20 protein-coding genes are annotated in these 24,322 nt (G+C 72.3%); 15 read left to right on the forward strand and 5 right to left on the reverse strand.

What is annotated here, in order from left to right:
- Window positions 1-110: 110 nt before the first annotated feature.
- The 6 genes from ACWCXX_RS04720 (at window position 111) to sucD (ending at window position 8,025) form a co-directional block, all read left to right on the forward strand.
- Complete coding sequence (locus ACWCXX_RS04720; RefSeq protein WP_451124224.1) at window positions 111-596, forward strand: hypothetical protein; 486 nt, start codon at window positions 111-113, stop codon at window positions 594-596.
- Window positions 597-693: 97 nt separating this feature from the next.
- Window positions 694-1,806 (forward strand): ATP-binding protein, encoded by a 1,113-nt coding sequence (locus ACWCXX_RS04725; protein WP_451124226.1) that lies wholly within the window; start codon window positions 694-696, stop codon window positions 1,804-1,806.
- Window positions 1,803-4,415, forward strand: coding sequence for a DUF5682 family protein (locus ACWCXX_RS04730; protein ID WP_451124228.1), 2,613 nt, complete (start codon window positions 1,803-1,805; stop codon window positions 4,413-4,415). Before ACWCXX_RS04725 ends, ACWCXX_RS04730 begins: the two co-directional genes overlap by 4 nt.
- Window positions 4,412-5,668: a VWA domain-containing protein gene (locus ACWCXX_RS04735; RefSeq protein WP_451124230.1), complete on the forward strand. Its 1,257-nt coding sequence runs from the start codon at window positions 4,412-4,414 to the stop codon at window positions 5,666-5,668. Before ACWCXX_RS04730 ends, ACWCXX_RS04735 begins: the two co-directional genes overlap by 4 nt.
- Before the next feature lie 269 nt (window positions 5,669-5,937).
- Window positions 5,938-7,119, forward strand: a complete 1,182-nt coding sequence (gene sucC, locus ACWCXX_RS04740) for an ADP-forming succinate--CoA ligase subunit beta (RefSeq protein ID WP_451124232.1) — start codon at window positions 5,938-5,940, stop codon at window positions 7,117-7,119.
- Window positions 7,120-7,140: 21 nt separating this feature from the next.
- Complete coding sequence (sucD, locus tag ACWCXX_RS04745; RefSeq protein ID WP_451124234.1) at window positions 7,141-8,025, forward strand: succinate--CoA ligase subunit alpha; 885 nt, start codon at window positions 7,141-7,143, stop codon at window positions 8,023-8,025.
- 119 nt (window positions 8,026-8,144) lie between these two features.
- Here the strand turns inward: sucD and ACWCXX_RS04750 are convergent, their stop codons facing one another.
- The gene (locus tag ACWCXX_RS04750) at window positions 8,145-9,740 is read right to left on the reverse strand and encodes a sigma factor-like helix-turn-helix DNA-binding protein (RefSeq protein ID WP_451124236.1); all 1,596 of its coding nucleotides are present in this window, start codon (window positions 9,738-9,740) and stop codon (window positions 8,145-8,147) included.
- Between the two features lie 125 nt (window positions 9,741-9,865).
- Between ACWCXX_RS04750 and ACWCXX_RS04755 the strand changes: the two genes are divergently transcribed.
- Complete coding sequence (locus ACWCXX_RS04755) at window positions 9,866-11,554, forward strand: cell division protein PerM (protein ID WP_451124238.1); 1,689 nt, start codon at window positions 9,866-9,868, stop codon at window positions 11,552-11,554.
- A 66-nt stretch (window positions 11,555-11,620) separates the two neighbouring features.
- Here ACWCXX_RS04755 and ACWCXX_RS04760 read toward each other — a convergent pair whose 3' ends face one another.
- Window positions 11,621-12,568: a hypothetical protein gene (locus tag ACWCXX_RS04760; protein ID WP_451124240.1), complete on the reverse strand. Its 948-nt coding sequence runs from the start codon at window positions 12,566-12,568 to the stop codon at window positions 11,621-11,623.
- Window positions 12,569-12,876: 308 nt separating this feature from the next.
- Between ACWCXX_RS04760 and purN the strand changes: the two genes are divergently transcribed.
- Together purN and purH are read left to right on the forward strand one after the other, a co-directional pair.
- Window positions 12,877-13,533, forward strand: coding sequence for a phosphoribosylglycinamide formyltransferase (gene purN, locus ACWCXX_RS04765; RefSeq protein WP_451124242.1), 657 nt, complete (start codon window positions 12,877-12,879; stop codon window positions 13,531-13,533).
- Window positions 13,520-15,073 carry a bifunctional phosphoribosylaminoimidazolecarboxamide formyltransferase/IMP cyclohydrolase gene (gene purH, locus ACWCXX_RS04770; RefSeq protein ID WP_451124244.1) on the forward strand — a complete coding sequence of 518 codons (1,554 nt, stop codon included), beginning with the start codon at window positions 13,520-13,522 and terminating at the stop codon, window positions 15,071-15,073. Before purN ends, purH begins: the two co-directional genes overlap by 14 nt.
- Before the next feature lie 88 nt (window positions 15,074-15,161).
- Here the strand turns inward: purH and ACWCXX_RS04775 are convergent, their stop codons facing one another.
- Window positions 15,162-15,884, reverse strand: a complete 723-nt coding sequence (locus ACWCXX_RS04775) for an RDD family protein (RefSeq protein WP_451124246.1) — start codon at window positions 15,882-15,884, stop codon at window positions 15,162-15,164.
- 228 nt (window positions 15,885-16,112) lie between these two features.
- On the opposite strand from ACWCXX_RS04775, the gene ACWCXX_RS04780 reads away from it, so the two are divergent.
- From ACWCXX_RS04780 to ACWCXX_RS04795, 4 genes are all read left to right on the forward strand, one after another.
- Window positions 16,113-16,976, forward strand: a complete 864-nt coding sequence (locus ACWCXX_RS04780; protein WP_451124248.1) for a bifunctional methylenetetrahydrofolate dehydrogenase/methenyltetrahydrofolate cyclohydrolase — start codon at window positions 16,113-16,115, stop codon at window positions 16,974-16,976.
- A gap of 29 nt (window positions 16,977-17,005) precedes the next feature.
- Window positions 17,006-17,725 (forward strand): DUF3017 domain-containing protein, encoded by a 720-nt coding sequence (locus tag ACWCXX_RS04785; RefSeq protein WP_451124250.1) that lies wholly within the window; start codon window positions 17,006-17,008, stop codon window positions 17,723-17,725.
- A gap of 588 nt (window positions 17,726-18,313) precedes the next feature.
- Entirely contained in the window at window positions 18,314-19,303 is a 990-nt protein-coding gene (locus ACWCXX_RS04790; protein WP_451124252.1) for a malate dehydrogenase, read from the forward strand.
- Window positions 19,304-19,519: 216 nt separating this feature from the next.
- Window positions 19,520-20,896 carry a B12-binding domain-containing radical SAM protein gene (locus ACWCXX_RS04795; protein WP_451124254.1) on the forward strand — a complete coding sequence of 459 codons (1,377 nt, stop codon included), beginning with the start codon at window positions 19,520-19,522 and terminating at the stop codon, window positions 20,894-20,896.
- Between the two features lie 43 nt (window positions 20,897-20,939).
- Here ACWCXX_RS04795 and ACWCXX_RS04800 read toward each other — a convergent pair whose 3' ends face one another.
- Window positions 20,940-21,674 carry an isocitrate lyase/PEP mutase family protein gene (locus ACWCXX_RS04800; protein WP_451124256.1) on the reverse strand — a complete coding sequence of 245 codons (735 nt, stop codon included), beginning with the start codon at window positions 21,672-21,674 and terminating at the stop codon, window positions 20,940-20,942.
- Between the two features lie 220 nt (window positions 21,675-21,894).
- Window positions 21,895-22,413 carry a carboxymuconolactone decarboxylase family protein gene (locus ACWCXX_RS04805; RefSeq protein WP_451124258.1) on the reverse strand — a complete coding sequence of 173 codons (519 nt, stop codon included), beginning with the start codon at window positions 22,411-22,413 and terminating at the stop codon, window positions 21,895-21,897.
- A 47-nt stretch (window positions 22,414-22,460) separates the two neighbouring features.
- Here ACWCXX_RS04805 and pdxR point away from each other — a divergent pair, with 47 nt between their 5' ends.
- Window positions 22,461-23,867: a MocR-like pyridoxine biosynthesis transcription factor PdxR gene (gene pdxR / locus ACWCXX_RS04810; protein ID WP_451124260.1), complete on the forward strand. Its 1,407-nt coding sequence runs from the start codon at window positions 22,461-22,463 to the stop codon at window positions 23,865-23,867.
- 180 nt (window positions 23,868-24,047) lie between these two features.
- Window positions 24,048-24,320, forward strand: coding sequence for a hypothetical protein (locus ACWCXX_RS04815; protein WP_451124262.1), 273 nt, complete (start codon window positions 24,048-24,050; stop codon window positions 24,318-24,320).
- The last annotated feature ends 2 nt before the right edge of the window (window positions 24,321-24,322 follow it).

Below are 24,322 nucleotides of genomic sequence, written 5' to 3' on the forward strand. Positions count from 1 at the left end.
ACTGACAATCGCCCTGACCTGCTGTTTCAATGTTCAGCGCACATCTTGACGCTCCTTGTCCTTTGCGATTCGCTGCGAGCAACAGACCCATGGATGGGGGGGATCAACCGATGAGCAGTCACACCGCTCGCACCACCCACGCCGTCCGTCGCTTCCGCACCCTCCGTACCGCCGTCTGTGCGGCCGCGGTCCTCGGTCTCGGCATGGGCCTCACCGCCTGCTCCGGTGACGCCGACCCGGTCGACAGGGCCGTCGACCGGGTGGACGAGGCCGTCGACGAGATGTACGAGGTCACTTACGAGGTCACCGGCACGGACGTCGACGAGATCCAGTTCCACGGCGGCAGGGGCAAGGCCACGGAGCCGAAGATCGAGACGGTCGAGTCGCCCACGCTGCCGTGGCGGAAGACCGTCACGCTGCGCGGGATCATGCCGCCCGCCGTCATGCCGTTCGTGGTGGACGGGAGCACCCTCGAAGTCGGCTGCTCGATCACGTACAAGGGCAAGGTCATCAAGAAGCTCAAGGGCATGGACATGCTCAAAGCGGGCGGCTGCGTGGCCGTCTCCCCGGTGGCCGGGCCGACCCCGCCTCCGTGACGGGTGAATCGGCCTCTGACCTGCGGGTGGGGCCGATTGTCAGTGCCATGGTGCACGGTGGGAACCACATCAGGTCGACCGATCTGGAGGGGGATCCATGACCGTGCCCGAAACCACCGTCACCACCGGTGCGCAGGCGCTGCGCCCGCATGCGGAGGACGCCTTCGCCCACGAGCTGAAGGCCCTCGCCGCGGCCGACGACCGCCCGCGGCCTGCCCGTTGGCAGCTCTCCCCGTGGGCCGTCGCCACCTATCTGCTCGGCGGCACCCTGTCCGACGGCACGGTGATCACACCCAAGTACGTGGGTCCGCGCCGCCTCGTCGAGGTCGCGGTGACCACGCTCGCCACCGATCGGGCCCTCCTGCTCCTCGGCGTGCCCGGCACCGCCAAGACCTGGGTCTCGGAGCACCTCGCGGCCGCCGTCAGCGGTGATTCGACCCTGCTCGTCCAGGGCACTGCGGGCACCCCCGAGGAAGCCGTCCGCTACGGCTGGAACTACGCGCAGCTGCTCGCGCACGGCCCCAGCCGCGAGGCCCTGGTGCCCAGCCCGCTCATGCGCGCCATGTCCGGCGGCATGACCGCGCGCATCGAGGAACTGACCCGGATTCCCGCCGACGTCCAGGACTCGCTCATCACGATCCTGTCGGAGAAGACGCTTCCCGTCCCCGAACTGGGCCAGGAGGTCCAGGCGGTCCGCGGGTTCAACGTCATCGCCACCGCCAACGACCGCGACCGCGGGGTCAACGAACTGTCCAGCGCGCTGCGTCGCCGGTTCAACACCGTCGTGCTTCCGCTGCCGGCCACCCCCGACGCCGAGGTGGACATCGTGTCCCGGCGCGTCGACCAGATAGGACGTTCCCTCGACCTCCCGGCCGCCCCCGACGGCATGGCCGAGATCCGACGCGTCGTCACGGTCTTCCGCGAGCTGCGCGACGGCGTCACCACCGACGGCCGCACCAAGCTCAAGTCCCCCTCGGGGACGCTGTCGACGGCCGAGGCGATCTCCGTCGTCACCAACGGTCTGGCCCTGGCCGCGCACTTCGGCGACGGAGTGCTGCGCCCCGGCGACGTGGCGGCCGGCATCCTCGGTGCGGTCGTCCGCGACCCCGCGGCCGACCGGGTGGTCTGGCAGGAGTACCTGGAGACGGTGGTCCGGGAGCGGGACGGGTGGAAGGACTTCTACCGCGCCTGCCGCGAGGTGTCCGCATGACCGTGGCCGAACGCCCCGCGGGGCCCCTGCTGCTGGGGGTGCGGCACCACGGCCCCGGCTCGGCCCGGACCGTCCGTGCCGCGCTGGACGCCGCGCACCCGAGGGCCGTGCTCGTCGAGGGGCCGCCGGAGGGCGACGCGCTGCTGCCCCTGGCCGCCGACGAGGGGATGCGGCCACCGGTCGCGCTCCTCGCGCACGCCGTGGACGACCCGGGGCGGGCGGCGTTCTGGCCGCTGGCCGCGTTCTCGCCCGAATGGGTCGCGATCCGCTGGGCCCTCGAACACGACGTCCCGGTCCGCTTCATCGACCTGCCCGCGGCCCACTCCCTGGCCATGACCCGGGCCGCGGAACAAGCGGAACGAGCAGAACGAACAGCGGAGAACGGCGACGGCGACAACGACAACGACGAGGAGAGGGGCGGGGGAGCGACCGGGTGCCCGGGAGGCAGGGCCGCGGGGGCCGACGACGGGGGCACGCCCGACGCGGACGGCTCGCCCGCCGACCCCTCCGCACAGGCCCCGGTCGACCCCGTCGCCGTACTCGCCGAGGCGGCGGGCTACGACGACCCGGAGCGCTGGTGGGAGGACGCCGTCGAGCACCGCGCCCAGGACGCCGGGCCCGCCGACCCGCTGGCGCCCTTCGCCGCGCTCGCCGAGGCGATGACCGCCCTGCGCGAGGTGTACGGGGACGGCGGCCACCCGCGCGACGCCGTCCGCGAGGCGCACATGCGCATCCAACTGCGCAAGGCGGCCAAGGAGTTCGGCGACGACATCGCGGTCGTCTGCGGTGCCTGGCACGTACCCGCCCTCGCCGCGCGCACCACGCTCACCGCCGACCGCGCCCTGCTCAAGGGGCTGCCCAAGGTCAAGACCGAACTGACCTGGGTGCCCTGGTCGCACCGCAGGCTCGCCCGGCACAGCGGATACGGGGCGGGCATCGACTCGCCCGGCTGGTACGGGCACCTCTTCGAGGCCGTCGACCGCCCGGTCGAACGATGGATGACCAAGGTCGCCGGACTCATGCGCGACGAGGACCGGTTCGTGTCCTCCGCCCACGTCATCGAGGCCGTCCGGCTCGCCGAAACCCTCGCCGCCCTGCGCGGCCGTCCGCTCGCCGGGCTGAGCGAGACGACCGACGCGATCAGGGCCGTGATGTGCGAGGGCTCCGACGTACCACTGGCCCTCGTCCGGGACCGGCTCGTCGTCGGCGAGACGCTCGGCGAGGTCCCCGACACCGCTCCCGCCGTCCCCCTGCAGCACGACCTCACCCGTCACCAGCGCACGCTCCGGCTCAAACCCGAGGCGCAGGAGCGGGAGTTGGAGCTCGACCTGCGCAAGGACAACGACGCGGCCCGCAGCCGGCTGCTCCACCGGCTGCGCCTCCTCGCCGTCGGCTGGGGCGAGCCCGTGGCCGGCCGGGCGAGCACCGGCACCTTCCGGGAGAGCTGGCTGCTGCGCTGGGAACCCGAGCTGTACGTGCAGGTCGCCGAGGCCGGGACCTGGGGCACCACCGTGCTCTCCGCGGCGACGGCCAGGGCCGGGGCCCTGGCCGAGTCGGCGACCACGCTCGCCGAGGTCACGGCACTCGCCGAACAGTGCCTCCTCGCGGAGCTGCCCGAGGCACTGCCCGTCGTGATGCGGGCCCTCGCCGACCGGGCCGCGCTCGACTCCGATGTCGGCCACCTCGCCGACGCCCTGCCCGCGCTGGCCCGCACCCTGCGCTACGGCGACGTGCGGTCCACGGACACGACGGCACTCGGCGAGGTCGCGGCCGGACTCGCCGAGCGGATCCGGGTCGGGCTGCCACCCGCCTGCACCGGGCTCGACGCCGACGGCGCCGACGAGATGCGCCGCCGGGTGGACGGCGTCCACACCGCGATCGGGCTGCTCTCCGGGGCCGCGCGGGCGGGCACGGACACGGACGGACTGCGCGAGCGCTGGGCGGCCGTACTGCACCGGCTCGCCGCCCGGGACACGGTCGCGGGAGTCATCCGGGGGCGGGCGGCCCGCCTGCTGCTCGACGAGGGGCGGCTCGGGGAGGACGACGCGGCACGGCTGATGGGCCTGGCCCTCTCGCCCGGTACGCCCCCGGCCGACGCCGCCGCGTGGATCGAGGGGTTCGTCGGAGGAGCAGCCGGGGGCGGGATGCTGCTCGTCCACGACGAACGGCTGCTCGGCCTGGTCGACGCCTGGCTCACCGGGGTTCCCGCCGACACCTTCGTCGACGTGCTGCCCCTGCTGCGCCGGACGTTCTCGGCGTACGAAGCGGGCGTACGGCGCACGCTGGGCGAGCTCGTGCGACGCGGTCCGGCCGCCGGCGGCCCGGTGGCCGCCACCGGGACCGGCGCGACGGCACCCGGCTTCGGCCCCGCGCTGGACGAGGCCAGGGCCGACGCGGTGGAGCCGGTGCTGCGCCTCCTGCTCGGCCTGCCCACCGACCCGGAACCGGCCCCCGGCCCGCGCACCGAAACTGTCGGAACAACAGGGAGCACCGGAATCGCCGGAACAACAGGGAACGCCGGGACCGCCGGAACGACAGAGAACACGGGGAGCACCGGGAACGCCGGGAGCATCGAGAACGTCGAGGAACCGCTGGGGGCAACGGGATGACCACGCACACGGCAGGCATCGCGAACGCGGCCGGCGCCCCGCCCACGGCCGACGCCGCGCACACGGGCGCGGCCCGCACTCCGGGGACGGCCGGACCGGCGGACGGGGAGCGGCTGCGGCGGTGGCGGATGGTGCTGGGCGGGGACAGTGCCGAGACCACAGGCTGCACCCTCACCGGGCGCGACGCCGCGATGGACGGCGCGCTGGCCGCGCTGTACGGCGGAGGCAGGCCCGGTGACCGGGGCAGGAACGGCCGCTCGGCCGGGCTCGGGGCCTCCGCGCCCTCCGTGGCCCGCTGGCTCGGCGACATCCGCACGTACTTCCCCAGCTCCGTCGTCCAGGTCATGCAGCGCGACGCGATCGACCGGCTCGGCCTCTCCGCGCTGCTCCTCGAACCGGAGATGCTGGAGGCCGTCGAGGCGGACGTACACCTCGTCGGAACGCTCCTCTCGCTCAACAAGGCCATGCCCGAGACGACGAAGGAGACCGCGAGAGCGGTCGTGCGCAAGGTCGTCGAAGACCTGGAGAAGCGGCTCGCCACCCGCACCCGGGCGACCCTCACCGGTGCGCTGGACCGCTCGGCGCGGATCAGCAGGCCCCGCCACCACGACATCGACTGGGACCGCACCATCCGGGCCAACCTCAAGAACTACCTCCCCGAGTACGGCACCGTCGTCCCCGAACGGCTCATCGGCTACGGGCGGGCCGACCGGTCCATGAAGAAGGACGTGATCCTCTGCATCGACCAGTCGGGGTCGATGGCCGCCTCCGTGGTCTACGCCTCCGTCTTCGGCGCGGTGCTCGCCTCCATGCGCTCCCTGCGGACCAGGCTCGTCGTCTTCGACACGGCGGTCGTCGACCTCACCGACCAGCTCGACGACCCCGTCGACGTCCTCTTCGGCACACAGCTCGGCGGCGGCACCGACATCAACCGGGCGCTCGCCTACTGCCAGTCGCAGATCACCCGTCCCGCCGACACCGTCGTCGTCCTCATCAGCGACCTCTACGAGGGCGGCATACGCGACGAGATGCTGAAGCGGGTCGCCGCGATGAAGGCGTCCGGTGTGCAGTTCGTGACCCTGCTCGCACTGTCCGACGAGGGCGCTCCCGCCTACGACCGCGAGCACGCGGCGGCGCTCGGCGCCCTGGGCGCGCCGGCCTTCGCGTGCACCCCGGACCTGTTCCCCGAGGTGATGGCGGCGGCCGTCGGGAAGCGACCGCTCCCCGTGCCGGACAAGGAGCCGGGCCTGTAAGGGGGCGCCCGGCGGCACAGGGGTTCGGAACGTGCTCCGTTCTGTCCACCGCGACCCGGCCACCGGCGTGATCTGTGACCGTAATCACCGCTCCGTTGCGATCTGTGATTTAGGGTCCTGCGGGGCACGGGGATAACCTGCGAGATGGACATGCCGCGTACCGGGGTCACCGTGTGCGCCTTCCTGGTGACACAGCAGTCACGTTGCCCCTCGCGGCACGCCCACGCAGAAAACGAACCGCGAGACCATTGATTAAGGGACGGACGCGCGTGGACCTGTTCGAGTACCAGGCGAGGGACCTCTTCGCCAAGCACGGTGTACCGGTGCTGGCCGGTGAAGTCATCGACACGCCTGAGGCGGCCCGCGAGGCGACCGAGCGGCTGGGCGGCAAGTCGGTCGTCAAGGCGCAGGTGAAGGTCGGCGGCCGCGGCAAGGCCGGCGGCGTCAAGCTGGCCGCCACCCCCGACGAGGCGGTCGCCCGCGCGACCGACATCCTCGGCATGGACATCAAGGGCCACACGGTCCACAAGGTGATGATCGCCGAGACCGCGCCGGAGATCGTCGAGGAGTACTACGTCTCGTACCTCCTCGACCGCACCAACCGCACCTTCCTGGCCATGGCCTCGGTGCAGGGCGGCATGGACATCGAGGAGGTCGCGGAGAAGACCCCCGAGGCCCTCGCGAAGGTCCCGGTCGACTCCAACACCGGCGTCACGATCGAGAAGGCCCGCGAGATCGTCGCCCAGGCGAAGTTCCCGGCCGACGTCGCCGAGAAGGTCGCCGAGGTCATGGTGACGCTGTGGGACACCTTCGTCGCCGAGGACGCGCTCCTCGTCGAGGTCAACCCGCTCGCCAAGGTCGCCTCCGGTGACATCCTCGCGCTGGACGGCAAGGTCTCCCTCGACGAGAACGCCGACTTCCGCCAGCCGGAGCACGAGGCTCTGGAGGACAAGGCCGCGGCCAACCCGCTGGAGGCCGCCGCCAAGGCCAAGAACCTCAACTACGTCAAGCTCGACGGCCAGGTCGGCATCATCGGCAACGGCGCCGGTCTGGTCATGTCGACGCTGGACGTCGTCGCGTACGCCGGTGAGAACCACGGCAACGTGAAGCCCGCCAACTTCCTCGACATCGGTGGCGGCGCGTCCGCCGAGGTCATGGCGAACGGCCTGGAGATCATCCTCGGCGACCCGGACGTCAAGTCCGTCTTCGTCAACGTCTTCGGCGGCATCACCGCGTGCGACGAGGTCGCCAACGGCATCGTCCAGGCGCTCGAGCTGCTCAAGTCCAAGGGCGAGAACGTCACCAAGCCGCTGGTCGTGCGCCTCGACGGCAACAACGCGGAGCTGGGTCGCAAGATCCTCTCCGACGCGAACCACCCGCTCGTTCAGCGCGTGGACACCATGGACGGCGCGGCCGACAAGGCCGCCGAGCTCGCCGCGGCTGCGAAGTAAGGGACGAGGGACTCCAACACCATGGCTATCTTCCTCACCAAGGACAGCAAGGTCATCGTCCAGGGGATGACCGGTGCCACCGGTATGAAGCACACCAAGCTCATGCTCGGTGACGGCACCAACATCGTCGGCGGCGTGAACCCGCGCAAGGCCGGTACGTCCGTCGACTTCGACGGCACCGAGGTACCCGTCTTCGGATCCGTCGCCGAGGCGATGGAGAAGACCGGCGCGGACGTGTCCGTCCTCTTCGTGCCGCCGGCCTTCGCCAAGGCCGCCGTCGTCGAGGCGATCGACGCCGAGATCCCGCTCGCCGTCGTGATCACCGAGGGCATCGCCGTCCACGACTCGGCCGCCTTCTGGGCGTACGCGAGCGCGAAGGGCAACAAGACCCGGATCATCGGCCCGAACTGCCCCGGCCTGATCACCCCCGGCCAGTCCAACGCCGGCATCATCCCGGGCGACATCACCAAGCCCGGCCGCATCGGTCTCGTGTCCAAGTCCGGCACGCTGACCTACCAGATGATGTACGAGCTCCGTGACATCGGCTTCTCCTCCGCCGTCGGCATCGGTGGCGACCCGGTCATCGGCACGACGCACATCGACGCCCTCGCGGCGTTCGAGGCCGACCCGGAGACCGACCTGATCGTGATGATCGGTGAGATCGGCGGCGACGCCGAGGAGCGTGCGGCCGACTTCATCAAGGCCAACGTCACCAAGCCGGTCGTCGGTTACGTCGCGGGCTTCACCGCCCCCGAGGGCAAGACCATGGGCCACGCGGGCGCCATCGTCTCCGGCTCCTCCGGTACCGCCCAGGCGAAGAAGGAGGCCCTCGAGGCCGCCGGCGTCAAGGTCGGCAAGACGCCGACCGAGACGGCCAAGCTGGCGCGCGAGATCCTCGGCGCCTGATCGCCGTACTGCTCGCAGCGGCACCGCACAGACGGCGCGGGCCCGTACCCCGATCAAGGGGTACGGGCCCGCGCCGTTCCTGTCGGTCCGCCGTTCCTGTCGGTCCGCCGGGGCTCGGCTCAGCCGGTGCCGGGGACCAGCCGTGCCGGGCCCTGTACGAGTTCGCCGTGCAGCTTCTTCCGCAGCTTCAGGTCCTTCGGCGTCAGCTTCTGCGGACCGCTGTGCGGCGGCACACCGTCGACCTGCCGGGCGGGTGACGCCGGGGTCTCGTACCGCACCGCGGCCGTCGCCAGGGTGAACAGCGTCAGGCCGATGATCAGCACCGTGAAGGAAACGGCCGCCCTGGTCCACAGCTGTGCCTTGCGCTCGCTGACCTCACGGATCACGGCGGGCGGAAGGAGCGAACCGCAGGGCTGGGCCAGGGCGAGCGCGCCGAGCTGCTCGTGCAGGGACACCGGCCGGTCGGCGGACGCCTCGGGCCCGGACCCGGACCGCCCGGAACCGGTCCCGGCCCCGGGATCGGAATCGGTCCCGCCCCCGGAGCCGGCCCCGGCGGCGGTCCCGGCCTCGGAGCCGGGTTCCGTCGGTGCGGAGGACAACTGCTCGGCGATCGCGGCGCGGGCGTTCACCAGCCGACTTGCCGCCGCCGGAGTGCTCGCCTCCGTCTCCGCCGCCGTGTCCGGCAGGTCCAGGCCGACGCCGTCGTGGAGCAGCAGTGTGCGCCGGTACGACGGCGGCAGTTCGAGCAGCGCGTCGAGCAGGGCCCGCGCACCGGGCTCGGCCTGCGGCGGGTCGGGGCGGCGGTGGGTACGGCGCAGCCGGTGCCACGGCGACACCGCGTACTCGTACGCCGCGGCCCGCACCCAGCCCACCGGGTCCCGGTCCACCGCGACCTCGGGCCAGTGGTCCCAGGCCAGGGAGAAGGCCCGCGCGACGGACTCCCGGGCGAGGCCCCGGCGCCCGGTCAGCAGGAAGGCCTGCCGGAAGAGGGCCTCGGCGGAGTGCCGGTACAGGGCGTCGAACGCCTCGGCGGGGGAGAGCCCGCCGGTCCGGTCCCCGTCGCTCCGGTCCTCGGCGGCCTCGTTCTCCGGGGCCGCCGGGGAGGCGGGGGGCGTAGTGGGCGTGGTGGGTGCTGCGGATGCCCTGGGCCTCGCAGGTTTCGCAGGTGCCGCGGGTTTCTCAGGTGCCACGGGTGTCGCAGGCGCAGTGGACGTGCGACTGGTGGCGGGTGCGCGGCGGGTGGTGGACGTGCCGGGCAGATCGGGGGTGGTGCCGGGCTCGGTCGGGGCCATGGCGGTGCTCCCGGTGGCTTCGACGGGGTTCGGCGGACGGGGCGACGGCTGCGCGGACGGCCCCGGCTTCGTGGACACCACCGACCTGGGCAGCCTCGCGACCGTCGTCGGTGACGTCGGACGGGCGGCCCGTTTGGCGGCGGCCTTCGGCCGGGTGTTCGCGGTGGCCGTCTTGGTCCGTGAGTTCGGAGGCGTGGCCTGTGGGCCCGTCCTGCCTCCGTCGATCAGCCTGGCGTACACCTCGCGCTTTCGCCCCCGGGGAGTGCTGCGCCCCGTCTCCCACGACCGGACCGTCGCGCGGGTGACGCCCACGGCCGTCGCCACCTGCTCCTCACTCAGTGACTTCGCCTCGCGCAGTCTGCGTCGCTCCTTGGGGGAGGGGAGCGGATGGGCAGCGGCCGGGTCGGCCGGACTCCGCGTCATGCAGGACCCCCGTGGGAGTTACACCGGGTGGAAAAGTACATAAGCATATATTGAGCGACACAACGGCCATTCGCCTGTTACGCGGAATAAGGGCGTGTCGTTGGGAGCATTGCGGTGTGACCCGAATGACCGAACGCAGTCCGTCGTCGGTGGAGCCCGGCCGGTCCACCGCGCCACTCCTCGCCCTCCTGCGCGGGGTGATCGCGGCCGGGCTGGGGCTGGGCGCGCTGACCGTGCTCGTCCTGGCGCTGTGGATCTGCTCCCCGGAACCGGCCAGCGGCCCCGGTGGTGCTCTCCATGCGGCGGCCGGGCTCTGGCTGCTCGCGCACGGTGCCGAGCTGATCAGGGCCGACACGCTCAGCGGGGCCCCCGCTCCGATCGGCCTCGTTCCGCTGCTGCTCGCCATGATGCCGATGTGGCTGGTGCACCGGGCGGTCCGGGACGTCCTGGAGCCCGACGAGGAGCGCCCGGCGCCCTCGACGGCGGTCGCTCTCGTCATGGTCGTCGGCGGATATCTGCTGGTGGGGGCGGTTGTCGCGGGCTACGCGTGGGACGGTGCGCTGTCCGTGCGTCCGTCGTCGCTGCTCTTCCCGGCGGCCGTCGTGGTGGTGGGTGCGGCGGCGGCCGGGGCCTGGACGGCGGCCGGGCGGCCGGTCGGACCGCTGCCGTCCTGGGCGCCGGTGCGGCTGCACGAGGCGCTGGCGCGCGACCGGTTCGGGGAGCGGGCGGCAACGGCGTGCCGGTCGGCCCTGGCCGGGACGGCGGTGCTGCTCGGCGGTGGGGCGCTGCTCGTCGCGGTGGCGCTGATCTGGCACGCGGAGCTCGCCCAGCAGTCGTTCGTCCGGCTCTCGGACGACTGGGCGGGCCGGGTCTCGGTCATGCTGCTCGCGGCGGTGCTGGTGCCGAACGCGGCGGTCTGGGCCGCGGCGTACGGGCTCGGGCCGGGCTTCGCGCTCGGTACGGCGTCCACGGTCACCCCGCTGGCCTTCTCGGGGAGCCCGGCGCTGCCCGCCTTCCCGCTGCTCGCCGCGGTACCGGCCGAGGGCCCCGGTACGGCGCCGAACTGGGCGGCCGGGGCGGTGCCGGTCGCGGCGGGGGTGACGGTCGCCTGGTTCACGGTGCGGCGGGCCGCGCCCGCCGGTGCGGAACGGGCGGAGGCGTGGAACCCGCGGGAGACCGCGCTGACGGCCGCCCTGGGCGCGGTGGGGTGCGGAGTCGGTACGGCGGTGCTGGCGGCGGCCTCGGGAGGGCCGCTCGGGACCCGGGCCCTGGCGGAGTTCGGGCCGGTGTGGTGGCTGACGGGGGCGGCGGCCCTGGGGTGGACGGTGCTCCTCGGCGTTCCGGGGGCGCTGCTGCTGAGGGCCTGGCGACTGCGGGAGCACGAGGGGGACGGGGACGCGGATGGGGCGCGGCCGGAACAACCGGAGCAGCGGCCGGAACAGCGGGACGGGCAGGAGGAGGACGGCGGGGGTCGACGGTGGTGGCGGTGGTACGGCCGCCGGGGCGTCGGCGACGCGGCCGGGACCGAGCCGTCCGCGCCGGATGCCGGACCCGTATCGGCCCCTTCCCCCGCCCGGGTGCCCGTGGGTGCCCCCTCCGGCCCGAAACCGAAAACGGAGCCGAAACCGAAAACGAAGCCGGATGCCGGTGCGACGGCGTCCGTGCCCGCTTCCTCCGCCCGGGTGCCTGGCCCGGCCGTCGCACCCGGCCCGGACGAGGACGACGACTTCGAACCGTACGACTTCCTGCCGACCGACCCGTGGCACGAGCGGACGGCCCGGCCGGGAGAGACCGGGCCGTCCGGAAATCCGTGAACGGCCGGGCCCTCGTGGCGAAGGACCCGACCGGGAGGCGCTGGGGCCTTCTCGTGACGGAAGAGCCTAGTTCTTCACGCCGAAGAACGGCTCCAGCGGCTTCGGCAGCAGGTCGTTGCAGGCCAGCTGGCCGGACTTGGTCAGGGCGTCGTTCACGCAGGTGTAGTAGTCGCGGTAGACCAGCTGCACCGTGAACGTCGTCGCGACGATCGAGAGCGCGAGCAGCGCCGTCACCAGACCGCTGACCGCGGCCGTGGTCTGCTGCCTGCCGCCGCCCGGAGCCGCGGGGGCGCCCGGGGTGCCGGGCGCGGCCCCCGGGACGTGCCCGGCACCGGAGCCCTGGAGCGGTCCGTCGGCCGTCGCACCCGACGCCGGGGCGGAACCGGCCGGGGCGGAGGCGCCACGCGACTTCGCCCGGAGCGAGCTGATCGACCAGTACATGGCGAGTGCGCCGAGCAGCAGGGCGATCTCCGGGAAGTCGAAGATCGCGAAGAAGAAGGCCCACATGCCGCAGAGCAGCGCGTAGCGCGCCCGGCGCTGGGCGGGGTCGGTCGGGTCCCAGCGCAGACCGCCGGGATTGGCCTCGGGTCCGCCCTGGCCGTTCGGCCCGCCCTGGCCTCCGGGCCGTCCGCCGAAGCCGCCGCCCTGGCGGCCGGGCTGCCTGCTGCTCCACTGGCCGCCCCAGGCCGGTCGGCCGTCGGAGGAGCCGCCCTCGGACGACCCCTCGCCATTGCCGCCGTTGCCGGTGTTCGAGGGGAGGCGGGGCTGCCAGGGCTGGTCGGGCCGGTTCTCGGGCGGCGCGGCGAACGGATTGTCGTCCGCGGCGCCGGAAGGGCCGGTGGAGCCGGAAGCCCTGGTGGACCCGGAAGGCCCGGTGGACCCGGAAGCCCCGGTGGACCCCGAAGGCCCGGAAGAAGAGGAAGAGTCCGTGGGGGACTGGCGCTCCCGCATCAGCAGGGGGGTCCGCTCGGGCAGCGGGTGGCGGAAAGCGGTGCTGCGGCGTGGGTCCGGCATGTGGTGAACGTCTTCCCCATCTCGTCATTTCCGCCCTGTGGACGGTTCGCTGTCCCCTGACGCTACCTCCCGGCCAGGAGCCGCCGAAAGCGGGGAGCGGGGCACGGACGGCCGATACCCGTCACCCGGGCGCGCGCTTCGGGTCCGGGGGGCCGTGACCCCCGTCCCGTGGGGGTTCCCCGAGGTGCCGGTATCGTTGCTGACGGTCGACTTGTTCGTAGAGTTCCCCGTATCGAGGGGCTCGGTTCTTTCGTACGACCATACAAATCAGCACCGCTCTGCTTCACCACGCGAGAAAGGGCCCAGCCGTGGCCTCCCCGCCCTCCTCCGCCGCCCCGGCCCGTCTGGTCGTACTGGTCTCCGGCTCAGGCACGAATCTCCAGGCCCTGCTCGACGCCATCGGCGACGACCCCGAGGGCTTCGGCGCACAGGTCGTCGCGGTCGGCGCCGACCGCTCCGGCATCGCCGGTCTCGAACGGGCGGAACGCGCCGGACTGCCGACCTTCGTGTGCCGGGTCAAGGACCACGCCACCCGCGAGGAGTGGGATGCGGCGCTCGCGGCCGCGACGGCCGAACACCGTCCGGACCTCGTGGTGTCCGCGGGATTCATGAAGATCGTGGGCAAGGAGTTCCTCGCCCGGTTCGGCGGCCGGTTCGTCAACACCCACCCCGCCCTGCTCCCCAGCTTTCCCGGTGCCCACGGGGTGCGTGACGCCCTCGCGTACGGCGTGAAGGTCACCGGGTGCACCGTCCACTTCGTCGACGACGGCGTCGACACCGGCCCGATCATCGCGCAGGGCGTGGTCGAGGTGACCGAAGAGGACACGACGGAGGGCGAAGAGGCCCTCCACGAACGCATCAAACAAGTCGAGCGCAAGCTGCTCGTCGAGGCCGTCGGTCGGCTCGCCCGCGACGGCTATCGCATTGAGGGACGAAAGGTTCATCTCGGTCATGTCGGTGAATAAGCCCATCCGTCGCGCCCTGGTCAGTGTCTACGACAAGACGGGGCTCGAAGACCTCGCCCGCGGTCTGCACGAGGCGGGTGTCGAGCTGGTCTCCACCGGCTCCACCGCCGGAAGGATCGCCGCCGCCGGAGTCCCGGTCACCAAGGTCGAGGAGCTCACCGGCTTCCCCGAGTGCCTCGACGGCCGCGTCAAGACGCTGCACCCGCGCGTCCACGCCGGCATCCTCGCCGACCTGCGCCTGGACGCCCACCGCGAGCAGCTCGCCGAGCTGGGCGTGGAGCCGTTCGACCTGGTGGTCGTGAACCTCTACCCGTTCAAGGAGACCGTCGCCTCCGGCGCGTCCGCCGACGAGTGCGTGGAGCAGATCGACATCGGCGGCCCGTCCATGGTCCGCGCCGCCGCCAAGAACCACCCGTCCGTGGCCGTCGTCACCAGCCCGCAGCGGTACGCCGATGTCCTCGCCGCGGTCAGGGCGGGCGGCTTCGACCTGACCGCCCGCAAGCGACTGGCTGCCGAGGCGTTCCAGCACACCGCCGCGTACGACGTCGCCGTGGCGTCCTGGTTCGCGGACGACTACGCCGCCGCCGACGACTCGGGCTTCCCCGACTTCTTCGGTACGACGTACGAGCGGAGCAACGTCCTGCGGTACGGCGAGAACCCGCACCAGCCCGCCGCGCTCTACACCACCGGCACCGGCGGCCTGGCCGGGGCCGAGCAGCTGCACGGCAAGGAGATGTCGTACAACAACTACACGGACACCGACGCCGCGCGCCGGGCCGCGTACGACCACGCCGAGCCGTGCGTCGCGATCATCAAGCACGCCAACCCGTGCGGCATCGCGATCGCCGACGACGTCGCCGAGGCCCACCGCAAGGCCCACGCCTGCGACCCGCTCTCCGCCTTCGGCGGCGTCATCGCCGTCAACCGCCCGGTGACCGTCGCGATGGCCGAGCAGGTCGCGGAGATCTTCACCGAGGTCATCGTCGCCCCGGCGTACGAGGACGGCGCCGTCGAGGTGCTGGCCCGCAAGAAGAACATCCGCGTGCTGCGCTGCCCCGACGCCCCGACCGCCGAGGTCGAGGTCAAGCCGATCGACGGCGGCGCGCTGCTCCAGGTCACCGACCGCCTCCAGGCCGACGGCGACGACCCGGCCAACTGGACCCTCGCCACCGGTGAGGCCCTTTCCGCCGACGAGCTGAAGGAGCTCGCCTTCGCGTGGAAGGCGTGCCGCGCGGTCAAGTCCAACGCGATCCTGCTCGCCAAGGACGGCGCCTCGGTCGGCGTCGGCATGGGCCAGGTCAACCGCGTCGACTCCGCGAAGCTGGCCGTCGAGCGGGCGGGCGAGGAGCGCGCCCGCGACTCGTACGCCGCCTCCGACGCGTTCTTCCCGTTCCCGGACGGGCTGGAGATCCTGACCGCGGCCGGTGTGAAGGCCGTGGCCCAGCCGGGCGGTTCGGTCCGTGACGAGCTGGTCATCGAGGCCGCGGAGAAGGCCGGCGTGACGATGTACTTCACGGGCACGCGCCACTTCTTCCACTGATTCCACCGACGGTTCCACAACGCGAAGGGCCGGAACTCCGAGAGGAGTTCCGGCCCTTCGCGTACGAGCGGAGCGGAAAGGCGCCGCGTTACTTCTTGACGACGATGGTCCCGGCGGCACGGTCGTGCCAGCCCTGGAGCTTGCCGGAGTTGTCGAAGAACGGCGACAGGTAGACCAGGATGGCGCCGATGTAGCAGAGGAAGGCACCGACGATCGGGATGATCCAGCGGATGAAGCCGCCGCCGAGGCCCGGGTTCTGACCGGTGTTCTCCTTGACGACCTTCAGGCCGAGGGCCATCTTGCCGAGGGTCGCGCCGGCCAGCGCGATCATCAGCCACTCGTAGAGCAGCGTGATCAGACCGAAGAGGACGATCGCGCCGAGCATGGTGGCGATGATGCTGCCGCTCGCCTCGTCCACGCAGGACTGGTAACCGGGGTCCATGTAGGTGCCGCAGTCGTCGGCGCTCTTCGCGATGCCGATGGCGCCGGCCACGCCGACCGCGGTCAGGATGCCGTAGAGGACACCGATGATCAGGCCGTCGAGGAGGCGCGCGCCGAGGCGGCGGCCCATCGAGGCGACCTGGACCGTGCCGAGGACCGGGACGTTGATGTAGCCGTTGTTGGCCTGGAGCGTGCCCGGGGCCTGAGGCGGGTAGCCGTAGCCCGGCTGACCCTGCGGCGGCTGCTGCGGGTACCCGTAACCCGGCTGGCCCTGCGGGGGCTGCTGCGGGTAGCCGTAGCCGGGCTGGCCCTGCGGGGGCTGCTGGCCGTACGGATTGTTCGGGTTCGGGTTCGGGTCGCCGAAACTCATGTGGGCGTTCCTCCAACGTGCGTGCGGGGACGATGCGGCCGCACGGAGGAAAGAAGAGTTCAGCGGTCCGCCCCCCGGGTACTGCTGCGGCACTGCGAACTTAATCGTTATAAGCGAAATGTAAGTTTGTCCAGTCGCGGCAGGCGGATGTTGCCCAAGCGCAACATCGTCGCCGCTCACGGCCCCTGGAATTGGTATGCGGGCGGGGTCATCCGCGAGTATGGGGACATGACTGCCCAGATTCTCGATGGCAAGGCCACCGCAGCCGCGATCAAGTCCGATCTCACCGTCCGCGTGGCGGCCCTCAGGGAACAGGGCATCAACCCTGGCCTGGGAACCCTGCTCGTCGGGGACGACCCGGGCAGCAGGTGGTACGTGAACGGCAAGCACCGCGACTGCGCGCAGGTCGGCATCGGCTCCATCCAGCGCGAACTCCCCGACACCGCCACCCAGGAGGAGATCGAGGACGTCGTACGGGAGCTCAACGCCAACCCGGAGTGCACGGGTTACATCGTGCAGCTCCCCCTTCCCAAGGGGATCGACACCAACCGCGTCCTGGAACTGATGGACCCGGCCAAGGACGCCGACGGCCTGCACCCGATGAACCTCGGCCGCCTGGTGCTGAACGAGGCCGGCCCGCTGCCCTGCACCCCGCAGGGCGTCGTCCAGCTGCTCCGCCACCACGGCGTGGAGATCAACGGGGCGAACGTCGTGGTCGTGGGCCGGGGCGTCACGATCGGCCGTCCGATGCCGCTGCTGCTGACCCGCAGGTCCGAGAACGCCACCGTCACCCAGTGCCACACCGGTACGCGCGACCTCTCCGCGCACCTCAAGCAGGCCGACATCATCGTCGCCGCCGCCGGGGTGCCGCACATCATCAAGCCCGAGGACGTGAAGCCGGGCGCCGCCGTGCTCGACGTCGGCGTCAGCCGGGACGAGAACGGCAAGATCGTCGGGGACGTCCACCCGGGCGTGGCCGAGGTCGCCGCCTGGATCTCCCCGAACCCGGGCGGCGTCGGCCCGATGACCCGCGCGCAGCTGCTCGTCAACGTGGTCGAGGCGGCCGAGCGCAACGCGGCCGCCGCCGTCTGAGCCTGCCGACCCGATCCGGAAGGAGCCCCATGGGTGCTGGTACGAGTCCGGCCGACCCGACCGCCGAGGACACGCACACGGGCACGGGCGCGAAGACAGGTGCGGGCGCGGAGACGGAGGCCGGTCCGGAGAAGAGGACCGGCCCGGATTCGGAGAAGGGCGCCGAGGCCGGTGCCGGTGACGGCGCCGCCACCGGCACCGGCGAGGAAGCGTCGTCGGACACCGCCACCGACACCGATGCCGACGCGGGTGAGGACGTGTCCGGCCCGGACTCCGGGAAGGGTACGGGCGCGGGCGTCGCGGCCACCGGTTCCGGCAGCACCCCGGCAGGGGGCTCCGGCGCCGGTCCACGGACGTCCCGGAGGTTCCCCCTGTTCACCAAGGACACCGCGCGCCCCGAGGGCGGCGGCCGGGCCGCGCCCGGGGACGCGCCCGCCCCGGCCCGGCAGTGGCCGCTGCTCGCCGTGCTCTGCACGGCGGGGCTCGGCCTGCTGATCGTGGCGCTCGACCCCTTCGCCGAGGCGTTCCGGGTCGGCACGATGCTGATCGGTGCGGCCCTCATCGGGGGCGCGGTGCTGCGGATGACGGTCCGGTCGGTCGGCATGCTGGCGGTCCGTTCCCGCTTCACCGACCTGGTGACCTACGGAGTGCTCGGCTTCCTCATCGTGATGCTCGCGCTGGTGGCTCAGCCCAAACCGTGGCTGGACATCCCGTTCCTCGAACAGGCCGTCCACTTCACGATCCGCTGATTCACGATTTGCTGATTCAGGGGCTGCTGATTCAGGGTTCGCCGATTCGTCGGTTCACACTCCGTCGGTTCATGGTCCGCCGGCCCCGGCCCGTACGGGCGGCCACGCGTTTCGGAGTGGTGCCCGTCCCCTCCCCCGAGAAGGGACGGACACCCGGGGCGAGACCCGGTCCGGAACGCTTCCGTCCCGGACCGCGGCGACTTGACCGGCCTTGCCCCGTCCTGTGTTCAGCCTGGTCGACGGGGTGGGGGCGTTCAAGGGACCGTCCTGGCCTGTGGCACGGAAGTGACCATTCCGCCACGGTGTGATCGTCCGGCAACGGAGTGGCGAACAGGCGGCGCGACGGAGTGGCGAACAGGCGGCGCGCGGCGGGCGCGCCACTCGCCCGGCTCCTCCCGGGTGACCGGGATTCGTCCGGGTGAGCGCTGTGTGACGGGTTGTGTGCGGTGCCACAGGGGGCCGGGCCGCCGGGAGGTCCGGGGTCGGATAGCCTGATCGCCGGATATCTCTTCACGTCAAGATTCAGACCAGGGATGTCCAGCACCAGGGGCAGGGACGCCCACCGCCAGCTGTCTAACGGAGATCGCCATGACCCGCACTCCCGTGAATGTCACCGTGACCGGCGCAGCCGGCCAGATCGGCTACGCGCTGCTCTTCCGCATCGCCTCCGGTCACCTGCTCGGCCCGGACGTGCCGGTCAACCTGCGTCTCCTGGAAATCCCGCAGGGTCTGAAGGCCGCCGAGGGCACCGCGATGGAGCTCGACGACTGCGCCTTCCCGCTGCTGCGCGGCATCGAGATCACCGACGACGCCAACAAGGCGTTCGACGGTGCCAACGTCGCCCTGCTCGTCGGCGCCCGTCCGCGCACCAAGGGCATGGAGCGCGGTGACCTGCTCTCCGCCAACGGCGGCATCTTCAAGCCGCAGGGCAAGGCCATCAACGACAACGCCGCGGACGACATCAAGGTCCTCGTCGTCGGCAACCCGGCCAACACCAACGCCCTGATCGCCCAGGCCGCCGCCCCGGACGTACCGGCCGAGCGCTTCACCGCGATGACCCGCCTCGACCACAACCGCGCGATCTCGCAGCTGGCCGCCAAGACCGGTGCCGCCGTCTCCGACATCAAGAAGCTGACGATCTGGGGCAACCACTCGGCGACCCAGTACCCGGACATCTTCCACGCCGAGGTCGCCGGCAAGAACGCCGCCGAGGTCGTCAACGACGAGGCGTGGCTGGCCGACACCTTCATCCCGACCGTCGCCAAGCGCGGCGCCGCGATCATCGAGGCCCGTGGCGCGTCCTCCGCCGCCTCCGCCGCCAACGCCGCCATCGACCACGTGCACACCTGGGTCAACGGCACCGCCGAGGGCGACTGGACCTCCATGGGCATCCCGTCGGACGGCTCCTACGGCGTGCCCGAGGGCCTCATCTCGTCCTTCCCGGTCACCACGAAGGACGGCAAGTACGAGATCGTCCAGGGCCTGGACATCAACGAGTTCTCCCGCAAGCGCATCGACGCCTCGGTGAAGGAGCTCACCGAGGAGCGCGACGCGGTCCGCGAGCTCGGCCTGATCTGATCCGATCGGTCCGGACCGGTTCGGTCCAGTCCGGTCCGAAGCGGTCCGATCTGATCCGTACGCCTCTCCACGCGTACCCCGTCGCCCCCGGCAGCACCCGCTGCCGGGGGCGACGCACGTTTGCGGAAGGGCCCCCTCACCCGTCACGTCCGTCACGGCGCGGGTGCCCGGCCCCGGCCGGGAACTGACCGCACGGCTTACCGAGTCTGGGCTTTCATGCGCGTGACGATGATTCTTCCGGCACTGACCGAGGCGACCAGCCCGCTGTTCCGGCCCATCAAGTACTCGCTCTTCCCGCCGCTCGGCCTGGCGACCCTCGCCGGGTACCTCGACCCGGACGACGAGGTGACGCTCCTCGACGAGCACGTCGAACGGGTGGACATCGAGGCGCTCGAAAGCCCCGACCTCCTGGTCGTGCAGCCGTACATCACCTCCGCGCGGCGCGGCTACGAGATCGCCGACCACTTCCGGGCCCGGGGCGTCCACGTCGCCATGGGCGGCCTGCACGTGACCTCGCTGCCGGACGAGGCAGCGGCGCACGCCGACACGATCTTCACCGGGCCGGGCGAGGACACCTGGCCGCTGTTCCTCAAGGAGTTCCGGGACGGTGTGCCGGGCCGCCGGTACGACTCGAAGCTGCGCACCCTGGCCGGGCTCCCGCCCGTGCGGCGGGACCTGATCAAGCGCCACCTGTACCTGGTGCCGAACTCGATCGTCGTCTCGCGGGGCTGCCCGCACCACTGCGACTTCTGTTACAAGGACGCCTTCTTCGAGGGCGGGAAGTCCTTCTACACCCAGGCCGTGGACGACGCGCTCGCCGAGATCGAGCGGCTGCCCGGCAGGCACCTGTACTTCCTCGACGACCATCTGTTCGGCAACCGGCGCTTCGCCGAGGCGCTGTTCGACGGGATGGCCGGCATGGGGCGGCTCTGGCAGGCGGCCGGCACCGTGAAGTCCGTGCTCCAGCCGGATCTGCTGGAGCGCGCCGTGGACGCGGGGCTGCGCAGCCTGTTCGTCGGCTTCGAGACGGTGAACAGCGCGAACCTCGCCGAGCGGCGCAAGGACCAGAACATCGGCAAGGACTACACGGCCGCCGTCCGACGGCTCCACGACGCCGGGGTCATGGTCAACGCCAGCTTCGTCTTCGGGCTCGACCACGACGGCCCGGACGTCTTCGACCGCACGGTGGAGTGGGCGGTCGAGCAGGGCATCGAGACGGCCACCTTCCACATCATGACCCCGTATCCGTCCACCGGTCTGTGGAAGCAGCTGGAGGCGGAGGACCGGATCGTCCACCGGGACTGGGACCGCTACGACACCCGCCACGTCGTCTACCGCCCGAAGGGCATGACACCGCGCCAGCTGGAGGACGGCTACTGGCGCGCGTACCGCGACTTCTACCGCTGGTCCAGCATATGGCGCGGTGCCGCGGCCCAGCCGGGTACGCACGAACGGCTCAGGCACCTGGCGTACGCGGGCGGCTGGAAGAAGTTCGAGCCCGCCTGGGACGCCCTGATCCGTTCCCGCAACGTGGTGCGGGCCATGCCGATGCTGGAACGGACGCTGGCGGCCTTCGGCGGCAGAAGGGCATGACCGGACCGCCCCCCGGCGGACGGGCACGCCCCCTGCCGCCCGGCTACGCCTTCCGCAGCTCGTCCGCCATCTCGCGCACGGCCGCCAGGGCGCGGCGCTGCAACCCCGGGCCGAAGGTGATCCGGGTCGCCCCCAGCTCACCGAGCCGGCGCGGGGCCGGGCCGTCCGGCCGGGCGAGGGCGTTGAGCGGGCCCGGTACGGCGGCGGCCAGCCGGGGCAGCGCCTCGGACGGGGCCATGATCGGGTAGACGCAGTCCGCGCCCGCCGCCACGTACATCAGGGCCCGGCGGACCGTCTCCGCCTCCGGGTCCGCGGAGTCGGGGGAGCCGTGGACGTACGTGTCGACGCGGGCGTTGACGAAGAGGAGACCGCCCGCCGCCGCCCGCACCGCGGCGAGCCGGTCCGCCTGCCGCTCGGCCTCGACGAGCGTGCCGTCGGTCGAGTCCTCCAGGTTGCAGCCGACGGCCCCGCTCTCCAGGAGGCGCTCCACGAGTTCCTCCGGGGACAGCCCGTAACCCGCCTCGACGTCCGCCGAGACGGGCACGGAGGCCGGGACGGCCCGCACGATCCTGGCCACGGCCGCGAACATCTCGGCGGCGGGCGTCGCCCCGTCCTCGTAGCCGAGCGAGGCCGCGATCCCGGCGCTGGGCGTCGCGAGCGCCGGGAAGCCCGCGTCGGCGAAGGCACGGGCGCTCGCCGCGTCCCACGGACCGGGGAGGACGAGCGGGTCGCCCGGGGCACGGTCGTGGTGCAGGGCACGGAGGACGGACGCGGTCATGCATGACTCCTGTGGGTGCGGGCCGGAAGGCGGAAGACGGACGGGACGCGGGTGCGCCGGGTGGTGCCGGGCTACGCCCGGCGCGTGACACGACATCCGGCGCGCGGCCCGGCACCACCCGGCGCGTGACGCGGCGCCCGGTGCACGGCCCGGCGGACCCGGGTCACGCACCGGAACCGCACCGAGGCCGTGCCGGAACCGCACCGGGACCGTTGCCGGGTCAGTGCTTGATGTCGCCCGGCTCGTAGTGGCCGGGGACCATGCGGGTGGTCACGGCGAACCGGTTCCACGCGTTGATCGTCGTGATCGCGGCGACGAGGTGGGCGAGCTCGGTCTCGTCGAAGTGCTCGGAAGCCTTCTCCCACACCTCGTCCGGCACGAAACCGTCGGTCAGCACGGTCACCGCCTCGGTCAGTTCGAGGGCCGCGACCTCCTTGGGCGTGTAGAAGTGCCGCGACTCCTCCCACGCGCTGAGCTGGATGATCCGCTCGACCGACTCGCCCGCCGCGAGCGCGTCCTTGGTGTGCATGTCGAGGCAGAAGGCGCAGTGGTTCAGCTGCGAGGCACGGATCTTCACCAGCTCGGCCAGCACCGGATCGACGCCCTTCCGGGACGCCCTGTCCAGCTGGACCATCGCCTTGTAGACGTCGGGGGCGAGCCGGGCCCAGGGCTGCTTCAGGCGGGGGGTGGGCTCGGGGTTCGGACCGGAGGCCGGTGCGCTGTTCTCGTTCGTCGTCATGGATACGACACTACGAGCCGAGTGGCACATGGGTATGGTCCATTTCCATGACGGATTCATGGGCCACTTTCGGCGCCGACCTGCATCTCGACACCACCGGTTCGACGGGGCTGCGGGCCGGGCTCATGGACGCCCTGCGGGAGGCCGTACGGACGGGCAGGCTGACCCCTGGCACCCGGCTGCCCTCGTCCCGCGGCCTCGCCGCCGACCTCGGCATGGCCCGGAACACCGTTGCCGACGCCTACGCGGAACTGGTCGCCGAGGGCTGGCTCACCGCCCGGCAGGGCTCGGGCACCCGGGTGGCCCGGCGGGCCGAGCCACGCCCGTCGGCGGCCAGGGTCACCCGGACCCGCCCGACGCGCTCCCGGCCCGTGCACAACCTGCTGGCCGGGTCGCCGGACCTCTCGACGTTCCCGCGCACGGAATGGCTCAAGGCGGCCCGCCGCGCACTGACGGCCGCGCCCCACGACGCCTTCGGGTACGGCGACCCGCGCGGGCGCATCGAACTGCGCACCGTGCTCGCCGACTACCTGGCACGGGCCCGGGGCGTCCACGCGGACCCGGAACGCATCATGATCTGCGCCGGTTTCATGCAGGCGCTGAAACTGATGGGGACGGTGCTGCGCAAGCGGCGGGTGCGGGACGTGGCCGTCGAGTCGTACGGGCTGCACATCCATCGGAACCTGCTCCTGGAGGCCGGGCTGCGCCTGCCCTGCCTGCCGGTCGACGGGTTCGGGGCGCGGACCGGCGAACTGGCCGGGCTGCGGGGCGTGGGCGCGGTCCTGATGACGCCCGCCCACCAGTTCCCCACCGGGGTGCCGCTGCACCCCGACCGGCGGGCCGCGGCGGTGGACTGGGCGCGCGCCACGGGCGGGCTGATCCTGGAGGACGACTACGACGGGGAGTTCCGCTACGACCGCCAGCCGGTCGGCGCGCTCCAGGGCCTCGACCCCGAACGCGTGGTGCACCTGGGGACGACGAGCAAGTCACTGGCCCCCGCGCTGCGACTGGGGTGGATGGTGCTGCCGGAGGACCTGGTGGGGGAGGTGTGCGAGGCCAAGGGGGTGAGCGACTGGTCGTCGAGCGCGCTGGACCAGCTGACGCTCGCGGAGTTCATCGGGTCGGGCGCGTACGACCGCCATGTGCGCTCGATGCGGCTGCGCTACCGGCGCCGCCGCGACCAGCTCGTCGAGGCACTGGCGGAACGGGCCCCGGAGGTCCGGATCAGCGGCATCGCCGCCGGGCTGCACGCCGTGCTCGAACTCCCCGAGGGCAGCGAGCCCTCCGTGCTGCGGGCGGCCGCGTGGCAGGGGCTGGCGCTGGAGGGGATCTCGCGCTTCCGCCACCCCGACGCGGCACCGGGACGGGACGCGCTGGTCATCGGCTACGGAACGCCCACCGACAGCGCCTGGACCGGCACCCTGGACGCCCTCTGCCGGGTACTGCCCGCCTAGGGCCTCGGGGCCGCTTGTCTGGATCATGCCGGGCTCGCGTGCCCCGCGGGTCTGTCCGGACCGTGCTCCGCCGGTGCCCGGCGCCCGTCCTGTCGAGGCCCGAACCCCCGCGATAATCTGACTGGGGGCCACGTTTGACGGCCACATTGGCTTGATCTTTACGACGGGGGAGACGGAAGCATGGCTGTACGAAGGCTGAGGTCGAGCACGGTGGTGCTCGGTGGCATGGGGGTGCTCGCCGCGATGATCACCTCCTGCGGTTCCGAACCGGACAAGCGGTGCGTCGACCCGGTCAGCCGGGACAAGCTGCCGAGCTACGAGTGCAAGGGGGGCGGCAAGGGCTCGTACTACTACGGCGGCAACAGCAAGAACGGCAAGGTGGAGGGCGGCAGCTTCGACAAGTCGGCGGTCGACCGGGGCGGTTTCGGCTGCTCGGGCACCGGCGGCGGCTGAGC

This window comes from Streptomyces sp. NPDC001732, assembly GCF_053596315.1.

What these genes read in the sequence shown, in the direction of transcription:
- sucD (WP_451124234.1), top strand. Translation starts at nt 7,141, where the DNA reads ATGGCTATCTTCCTCACCAAGGACAGCAAGGTCATCGTCCAGGGGATG.
- ACWCXX_RS04750 (WP_451124236.1), bottom strand. Translation starts at nt 9,740, where the DNA reads ATGACGCGGAGTCCGGCCGACCCGGCCGCTGCCCATCCGCTCCCCTCC.
- ACWCXX_RS04800 (WP_451124256.1), bottom strand. Translation starts at nt 21,674, where the DNA reads ATGACCGCGTCCGTCCTCCGTGCCCTGCACCACGACCGTGCCCCGGGC.
- ACWCXX_RS04735 (WP_451124230.1), top strand. Translation starts at nt 4,412, where the DNA reads ATGACCACGCACACGGCAGGCATCGCGAACGCGGCCGGCGCCCCGCCC.
- ACWCXX_RS04785 (WP_451124250.1), top strand. Translation starts at nt 17,006, where the DNA reads ATGGGTGCTGGTACGAGTCCGGCCGACCCGACCGCCGAGGACACGCAC.
- ACWCXX_RS04780 (WP_451124248.1), top strand. Translation starts at nt 16,113, where the DNA reads ATGACTGCCCAGATTCTCGATGGCAAGGCCACCGCAGCCGCGATCAAG.
- pdxR (WP_451124260.1), top strand. Translation starts at nt 22,461, where the DNA reads ATGACGGATTCATGGGCCACTTTCGGCGCCGACCTGCATCTCGACACC.
- ACWCXX_RS04805 (WP_451124258.1), bottom strand. Translation starts at nt 22,413, where the DNA reads ATGACGACGAACGAGAACAGCGCACCGGCCTCCGGTCCGAACCCCGAG.
- ACWCXX_RS04720 (WP_451124224.1), top strand. Translation starts at nt 111, where the DNA reads ATGAGCAGTCACACCGCTCGCACCACCCACGCCGTCCGTCGCTTCCGC.
- ACWCXX_RS04725 (WP_451124226.1), top strand. Translation starts at nt 694, where the DNA reads ATGACCGTGCCCGAAACCACCGTCACCACCGGTGCGCAGGCGCTGCGC.
- ACWCXX_RS04755 (WP_451124238.1), top strand. Translation starts at nt 9,866, where the DNA reads ATGACCGAACGCAGTCCGTCGTCGGTGGAGCCCGGCCGGTCCACCGCG.
- purH (WP_451124244.1), top strand. Translation starts at nt 13,520, where the DNA reads ATGTCGGTGAATAAGCCCATCCGTCGCGCCCTGGTCAGTGTCTACGAC.
- ACWCXX_RS04760 (WP_451124240.1), bottom strand. Translation starts at nt 12,568, where the DNA reads ATGCCGGACCCACGCCGCAGCACCGCTTTCCGCCACCCGCTGCCCGAG.
- ACWCXX_RS04790 (WP_451124252.1), top strand. Translation starts at nt 18,314, where the DNA reads ATGACCCGCACTCCCGTGAATGTCACCGTGACCGGCGCAGCCGGCCAG.
- ACWCXX_RS04815 (WP_451124262.1), top strand. Translation starts at nt 24,048, where the DNA reads ATGGCTGTACGAAGGCTGAGGTCGAGCACGGTGGTGCTCGGTGGCATG.
- ACWCXX_RS04795 (WP_451124254.1), top strand. Translation starts at nt 19,520, where the DNA reads ATGCGCGTGACGATGATTCTTCCGGCACTGACCGAGGCGACCAGCCCG.
- ACWCXX_RS04730 (WP_451124228.1), top strand. Translation starts at nt 1,803, where the DNA reads ATGACCGTGGCCGAACGCCCCGCGGGGCCCCTGCTGCTGGGGGTGCGG.
- ACWCXX_RS04775 (WP_451124246.1), bottom strand. Translation starts at nt 15,884, where the DNA reads ATGAGTTTCGGCGACCCGAACCCGAACCCGAACAATCCGTACGGCCAG.